The 7,423-nt window shown below is 42.2% G+C and carries 8 protein-coding genes; 4 read left to right on the forward strand and 4 right to left on the reverse strand.

Annotation, left to right across the window (positions count from 1 at the left end):
• Nucleotides 1-36 precede the first annotated feature (36 nt).
• Nucleotides 37-237: a hypothetical protein gene (locus C161_RS05950; protein ID WP_026080945.1), complete on the forward strand. Its 201-nt coding sequence runs from the start codon at nucleotides 37-39 to the stop codon at nucleotides 235-237.
• 279 nt (nucleotides 238-516) lie between these two features.
• The gene (locus C161_RS05955) at nucleotides 517-969 is read left to right on the forward strand and encodes an AAA family ATPase (RefSeq protein ID WP_200869402.1); all 453 of its coding nucleotides are present in this window, start codon (nucleotides 517-519) and stop codon (nucleotides 967-969) included.
• A 262-nt stretch (nucleotides 970-1,231) separates the two neighbouring features.
• Here the strand turns inward: C161_RS05955 and C161_RS05960 are convergent, their stop codons facing one another.
• The 3 genes from C161_RS05960 to C161_RS05970 form a co-directional block, all read right to left on the reverse strand.
• Nucleotides 1,232-2,104, reverse strand: a complete 873-nt coding sequence (locus C161_RS05960) for an AraC family transcriptional regulator (protein WP_084650057.1) — start codon at nucleotides 2,102-2,104, stop codon at nucleotides 1,232-1,234.
• 536 nt (nucleotides 2,105-2,640) lie between these two features.
• Nucleotides 2,641-3,378 carry a UMP kinase gene (pyrH, locus tag C161_RS05965; RefSeq protein WP_036668708.1) on the reverse strand — a complete coding sequence of 246 codons (738 nt, stop codon included), beginning with the start codon at nucleotides 3,376-3,378 and terminating at the stop codon, nucleotides 2,641-2,643.
• Between the two features lie 375 nt (nucleotides 3,379-3,753).
• The gene (locus C161_RS05970) at nucleotides 3,754-4,491 is read right to left on the reverse strand and encodes a cyclase family protein (RefSeq protein WP_036668710.1); all 738 of its coding nucleotides are present in this window, start codon (nucleotides 4,489-4,491) and stop codon (nucleotides 3,754-3,756) included.
• Between the two features lie 200 nt (nucleotides 4,492-4,691).
• On the opposite strand from C161_RS05970, the gene C161_RS05975 reads away from it, so the two are divergent.
• The gene (locus C161_RS05975) at nucleotides 4,692-5,327 is read left to right on the forward strand and encodes a type 1 glutamine amidotransferase family protein (protein WP_036668712.1); all 636 of its coding nucleotides are present in this window, start codon (nucleotides 4,692-4,694) and stop codon (nucleotides 5,325-5,327) included.
• Here C161_RS05975 and C161_RS05980 read toward each other — a convergent pair.
• Nucleotides 5,311-6,237 (reverse strand): NADP-dependent oxidoreductase, encoded by a 927-nt coding sequence (locus tag C161_RS05980; protein ID WP_036668743.1) that lies wholly within the window; start codon nucleotides 6,235-6,237, stop codon nucleotides 5,311-5,313. The two genes, C161_RS05975 and C161_RS05980, sit on opposite strands and share 17 nt — an antisense overlap.
• 196 nt (nucleotides 6,238-6,433) lie before the next feature.
• Here C161_RS05980 and C161_RS05985 point away from each other — a divergent pair, with 196 nt between their 5' ends.
• A complete protein-coding gene (locus C161_RS05985; protein WP_036668715.1) occupies nucleotides 6,434-7,312 on the forward strand; it encodes a PhzF family phenazine biosynthesis protein in 879 nt (292 codons plus the stop codon).
• Nucleotides 7,313-7,423 lie beyond the last annotated feature (111 nt).

Here is a 7,423-nt window from a genome sequence, read left to right on the forward strand (position 1 = left end):
TATAATGGGATTATCCTGAATAAGCGAGAGGCAGATATGGACGACAAATTTATTAAGGAATTACGCGAGATTAGTCGGGATGACAGACGAAGATCGGAATTTATGATTCAAGGTTTGAAGGAAACACTGCAAGAACGCAAAGAAGAAGGCATACTCAAGCGCTGGATACGGCGTAAGAAAACAGAGAAAAAAATCTCTCAAAGATTTAATCAAGATCCTCACTCGGATCAAAAGTAACAACATAAAAAGGAGGCGGAATACGCCTCCCTTGCTATTTACATAAGTGAATTATTTAGAATTCATTAGTTGTGACTCAACCCATAAGTTTGCCAAAGTAAACATTTATGCTTCCAATAGGTCAAATCCTAGCTGAACTTGGTTCCTGATAAGCTTACTTGCCTCTTGCCAGTTTATTGCCTTTATGTGTTAATCTAGTCCAAAGGACTTTCTTATAAAGGGAGTGAAAATATGACAAATACTTCGGGTTCAGTATCAAAAAAGAAGGTGATAATTCTGGTGACAGGGATGTCGGGTACAGGTAAATCAACGGTTCTAAGCGAACTTGCTCATAGGGGGCATAGAATTATCGATACCGATTATGATGGTTGGAGTGAGAATGTGGATGGTTCTGGGTGGTTATGGCACGAGAATCGAATTGATGAGCTGCTCACTGAACATAGCGAAGGTACTTTATTCATTTCGGGTTGTGTATCAAATCAGGGGAAGTTTTACCCGCTGTTTGATGCAGTAGTGTTGTTAAGTGCCCCCCTCGAAGTAATCCTTGAACGTGTAGCTTCCCGTAAGACGAACGATTATGGAAAAACCGTCGATCAACGTGAAGAAATTATACAAAACGTCGCTAGTGTTGAGCCTCTCTTACGTGCTGGAGCTACTGTTGAGATCGATATCAGGAAGCCGCTTGATGAAGTTGTAACCGAGCTTGAGCTCATTGCCAACTCCACTAGCTGATCACTTCCTCACACTGTACAAAACCGCCCAGTTCGACCAATCTAAGTACCTTGTCAAACTAAGCAGCCAATCACAATGATCGGCTGCTTTCTTAGTTTTATTGAGTTAACGTTTCCCGTTAGTTTAATAAAGAAATATTGGAGCTAATTATAATAATTAGTTTACTCTTATCGTTCATCAAAGTCCTTCAAACACTTGACATTGATTGTATTAATTAAAAAATGGCCACCTAATGGTGACCAATAACTGGAAGAAACCGTCTCTACTTTTTACTAACCGGAATCCATACCTCACAGATTGAATCTTTGTGCGTGTCATCAACCCAGTAATACTTCTCTATACATGGCCCTTCAACTTGTTCAAAACTCACCGAGGGGAACCATTCTGTGTAGATGCGTTTCCAGATATTTTGAATACCCAATCCGATTTCTACATCGTTCGGAATCGTCTCACGACTATCGAATACCGCATAAGTTTGACTAGGAACATTAAGGACGGTAAATTCATCTGGAACCTGTTTTCCTTCCGGCAGTTCCGCTCCCAACAAATAGCACTTTGACCCATCCTCGTCAAAGTCGAAATGATAACCGTACAGCAATGATCCCGCTGGTCTCCCTACCAACTCGTTAATCTGATCATGAATACCATTCCTCCAAATTACCTCCACAAACACGGGTATCTCCTCATAGGCATCTTTATGGATAGTAACGTTCTTACCAAATACTGTTGATTCCATTTCCTCCACGATTCGATAATTCATCTCGGTTTCCCCTTTAATCTGAATTTGAAAGGAAATTCGAGGAAATGCTTTAAGTTTCACATTCATTTTCTTAGCCGCAAGAGGTGTTACCCCATGCATCCGCCGAAAAGCTTTTGTAAATGCCGCCGGACTGTCATAACCGTACTTAAGCGCGACATCAATGACTTTACAATCCGTTCCCGCTAACTCCTGCGCCGCAAGCGTTAGCCGCCTATTCCTCACGTACTGAGTCACGGTAACACCGGTTACTGCATGAAACATTCGCTGAAAATGATATTTTGAACTCATTGCTGACCTAGCAATGTCCTCAATCTCAATCGGCAAGTGCAGATGTTGCTCCACATAATCAATGGATTGACTAAGCTGCTTAAGCATCTCCAGGATCTCTCATCTCCTTTCTCCTACAGTATAAAAGAACCGTTAAACACCTTCTTGTTTAGAAATGCTCTATTTTGTCTAGAAATTCAAGTACAAAACGAGAAATTTTGTATGTAATGCTTCAGCATGTAGCATTCCTGACCGATTAACAACCCATATTTTGATTTATATTAACACATATTGAAAGAGTTCTGCCCAATAGCTTAAGAAAAACAACTGTGGTGGCAAACTATTCTTGGACTATTCCTAAACTATCCTGCCCGTTAGTTGAACTAAAGCAGCCGATCACGTTGGTCAGATGCTTTGTTGGATTTATTGAGCTATCGTTTCCCGTTAGCGTAACGTTCTGTACTTCTACCTATGATACGGATCACCGTAATGAATCAAAACATAAAGTATCTTTTGATCACAAGATATACATATCAACATAAACAAAATCCCACTCCATGGCCGAGTGGGATTTTGAATAGAACTTCTCTTTTGTGGAACTATCGTTCCGCTAAATCAAGGAAGAGTAGTATTTCTAACATACTTCATTCCAACTCTAAAATTGATTCGCCACTAATTATCGTACCATTATTCTTACCCTCACAGATTTCTTTCATCGAACCTGGTTTATCGAAGTTAAACACATGCATTGGCAAATTGTAGTCTCTTGCCAAAATGAAAGCTGATTGGTCCATTACCTTTAAGTTGTGTTCTAAAACGTCGTTGTAATGAAGCGAACGAAATTTCTTTGCATTTTTATCAAATTTAGGGTCTGCATTAAGAACACCATCAACACCTTGCTTTGCAACTAATAAAGCGTCACAATTAACCTCGATGGCTCTTTGTACTGAAGGATAGTCTGTTGTAACGTAAGGTTGACCGTTCCCTCCTGCAAAAATTACAATATAGCCTTTCTCTAGATGGTGAACTGCTCTTAGACGGATGTATGGTTCTGCAACTGAAGTAATAGGTATAGCGGTCATTACCCGTACTTCCTTTTTGGTCTTGGCTTTAAGAACTCCACGAAGCATTAAACTATTTACTACAGTCGCAAGTGTTCCAATGTTGTCAGCTTCTGCCCTTTCTATCCCCCAGCTTTCCGCCATATTACCTCGAAAAATATTACCCCCACCAATAACTAATGATACTTCAACTCCTAAGTTTACTATTGACATAATTTCATCAGCGATTTGGTCCAATCTTTCCGGTTCAAAACCAAATTCAGAGTTTCCGGCTACTGCTCCGCCACTTAGCTTAACGAGAACTCTTTTATACCTTGACAATTAATACACCCCCATAAAATAAAAACACTAAAGCAATAAATGCTTTAGTGTCCTACAGGAATGGAAATATGAAATTACACAAGTCGACTGAATATAAGTCTTACTTTTCCACCTCATACCCCCACCCCTTCCATGTTTTTCCGTTAAGTAATTTTACATTACGTGAGGCTAAATTGCAATTACCGTCAATATTAAATCTGCAAGCAATTTCAATAAGTTATAGAATGATTTACGATGAGCCGTATCAAAGAGCTACCTTGCCACTATCCTGCCCATTAGCTGAAAAACAGCCGACTATTTAGCCGGCTTTCTACTTGAGTATCATTCTGAGTTCTGTGCCTGATTTAACTATTTCAGCTTTTGATCTACCCCGTATTACGGCAGAATGGCAAAGGATCGAACTGGAAAACCAGAAGCTCTCTCCGCTTTGGGTACAATGTTGAAGATTACCGCGCCTTTAGCCGGCACTTGATCCAGGTTTGTTAACAGCTCAACTTGATATGTATCCTGGGCAAGTACATAATATTCTGCCAGAAGTGCTCCATTCTTCTGATAATCCACCGCTGAATCCGTGTCAAAGGTTTCATGCCCAATGGCTTGCACTTTTCTTTCCTCGAATAAAAACATGAGCGCGCTAACCGACCAGCCGGGTGCATGACTGTTGCCCTCCGCATCCTTGTTATCAAATGTTTCATGGTTAGGCCAGCGTTTGCTCCAATCGGTACGTAAGGCTACAAAGCTTCCAGCTTCAATCAGGCCATGCTCTCTTTCAAATTCAAGAATATGCTCCACATCCAGTGTGAAATCCGGATTGTTCTCTACTTCGGCAGACTGGTCAATGACCACAAGCGGGAGCACAAGCTCCTTCAAACCTAGTTCATCCAGATACCGGGTATCCCGAACGAAGTGGATCGGCGCATCAAGATGTGTCCCGTATTGACCTGGGAACTTGAAGCTCTGGGCAAAGAAACCTTGATCGTGATCAAACAGTGTATCGAATTGTGCTGCCTCAAAAGCTGAAAAATGTGGAGAGCCTGGACCAAACGTATGGGTCAGATCCACCCATTTCTTTTCTTTTAACAATTGAATGGCTTGAATGAGTTCGTTGGACATCCTGATCACCTCATGCACAAAATGGAATAAATTTCTCCTATTATATCTTATTCCACTACAATTGGGGAGCAGTCCCTATATTGGTTCTTAGGGCTGTTAATTTTCAAATTTAAAAACTTCACTGACCGTAGATGTCAGTGAAGTTAATTTATAATACAAGAGTAATCCATTCAATCATGAAAACAAAAGGAGCATGTATGATGCAAACGAAGAACGTATATCTATATGTATTTGATACGATGGCGGATTGGGAGGTAGGATATCTAACTGCTGAATTGAACTCGGGAAGGTATTTCAGGAAAGAGATCCAGCCTTTACAGGTCGTGACCGTAGGCGTGGATAAACATCCGGTAACTACCATGGGAGGATTGAACATCCTTCCTCATATTTCTATTGATGAATGTACATTGAAAGGTGACGACCTCATCATTCTTCCAGGAGGAAACACCTGGATGGACACCATCCATGATCCCCTATTGAAAAAAGTTGCTGCCTCTATAGAAGAGGGGACAGTTATTGCGGCAATTTGCGGTGCGACAGTTGCACTTGCAAAAATAGGGATACTGGATTCCAGACAACATACAAGCAATGATTTAGAATACCTGAAGATGATATGCCCAGATTATACTGGAGAAACCTATTATGTAACGGAGCCTGCAGTAACCGATGGAAATCTAGTTACTGCATCTGGAATAGCTCCGTTAGAATTTACAATGCATGTGTTGAAGCTGTTGAATGTCTATACACCAGAAACCTTACAGGCCTGGTACAATCTATATCAGACTCATGAGTCCAAATACTTCTACGAGTTAATGAATTCTATTGCACCTGAATAACCAGTTTCCCGCGGGTATGATGGGTTTCACTCTTCTCATGTGCTTCCCTTACTCCCTGTTGAGTTAGCGGGTACGTTCCATCAATAATCGATTTGAGCTTGCCTTCCGCAGCCAGTTCAGCCAATTGATCCAGTTGATCCCCTTTGGGCTCCATCATGAAGACGTTGGCCGTTACTCCGGCTTCCTTGGCAAGCTTCTCATCCGGTTGTTCCACCAAGGATACCAGATGCCCGCCAGACTTTAACACCTTGAAGCTATCGCGCTGAATATCACCGCCCATGGTGTCCAGCACAACATCATAACCGGAGAGAATCTCCGAGAAATCTTCTTTTTTATAGTTGATAAAATGATCCACACCCAACGAACGAAGCAACGCTTCGTTTGATTCACTTGCCGTGGAAGCCACTTCAGCGCCGAGGGACTTGGCGATCTGAATGGCATACGTTCCCACACCACCTGCACCAGCATGAATGAGTACCTTCTGCCCTTTGCCTAAACGTCCGTGATCCACAAGTGCCTGCCATGCCGTCATCGCAGCCAGCGGGATCGCTGCCGCTTCCTCAAAGCTCAAGTTCTCCGGTATACGGGCAATAATGTCTGCATCAACAGCAACATATTCTGCATAGGTCCCGAATTGACGCGGACGTGCAAATACCCGATCACCTTCTCTGAACCTCGTGACATTTGAGCCTGCTTCAGCCACAATACCGGCAACATCGCCGCCCAGAATCAACGGAAAATTCTCCGCTGCTTCTTTCATATAACCTTGTCTGATTTTGAAGTCTACCGGATTCACCGACGTGGCATGTGTTCGAATTAATACCTGATTCACTCCACATGTTGGCTTGGCTACTTCTTGTTCCTTCAATTGTTCCGCTCCACCAAATTCCTCAATCACAATTGCTTTCATTAGTAATCCCAGCCTTTCCATTGATTATTGTTATACTCTCTCTCCCTTCATTACCCTTTCCCGGCGATCACTTGACCTATTCATTCAAAATTCACAGCAATCTGGGATTCACAAGCCCGTTCAACAATCGTGATATAATGTCCATTATCGATTACGTTAAATCTTAACCCAATAACTGAACAAGCGAGGTAACACGATGGAAGTAGAAGTAAGTACATTACATTCATTTTCGGACAAGGCTCATGGCGGAAACCCCGCAGGTGTTGTTTTACAAGCAGCGCATTTGTCTGAAACCCAGATGCAGGAGATTGCCAGACAAGTCGGTTTTTCAGAGACTGCATTTGTTATGCCATCGGATCAGGCTGATTTCAAAGTGCGTTATTTCACCCCAAGTGATGAAGTCGATCTATGTGGACATGCCACAATTGCATTATTTTATCTAATGAAGACACAGCAGCTCGTTAATGTTGGTACATATACACTGGAGACACTGGCCGGAATTCTTAAAGTTGATATCGAAGTCAATGGAGAAGTCTATCTGTCTCAGACGTTGCCGGAGTTTGGGGAGATCGTGGATCGACAGCAGATTGCCGATTCGTTACGTATTTCTATGGAGGATTTGCATTCCGAGCTACCTGTACAGATTGTGTCTACCGGGTTACCCGATATCCTGATAGCTGTTAGGGATGTTGATGTTCTGACCAGTATCGATCCTGACTTCCAGCGTATCACTGAAATAAGCAAGGCTCATCATGCCATAGGTTATCACGTGTTTACACTCGAATCAGATGCTGAGGACGTTCTGGCAGAATGCCGTAATTTTGCACCGCTTTATGATATACCGGAAGAGAGCGCGACAGGCACATCCAATGGTGCCATGCTCTGTTATTTATCCCAATACAACCAGCTTACAGATCCTCATCTTCACACGTACACGATCAGACAAGGGTATACCATGAATCGGCCCTCTGAGATCCGAGCCAGATTAACTTTGGACAGCTCTAATGAAATCACACAGATTCAGGTTGGCGGTAGCGCAATTCATATCAAAAACATTCAAATACACCTCCCTTAGTGGGCAATGTCATTAAGTTAAGGCGCAGGACCAAAAAATCAATAAAATGAGCAGGTTATCGAAAAGATAGCCTGCTTTTTTTATGTGTGAAAATAAGAAAAAAGACTTGAC

The sequence above is a fragment of the Paenibacillus sp. FSL R5-192 genome (assembly GCF_000517845.1).
GTDB classification, from domain to species: Bacteria; Bacillota; Bacilli; order Paenibacillales; family Paenibacillaceae; genus Paenibacillus; species Paenibacillus amylolyticus.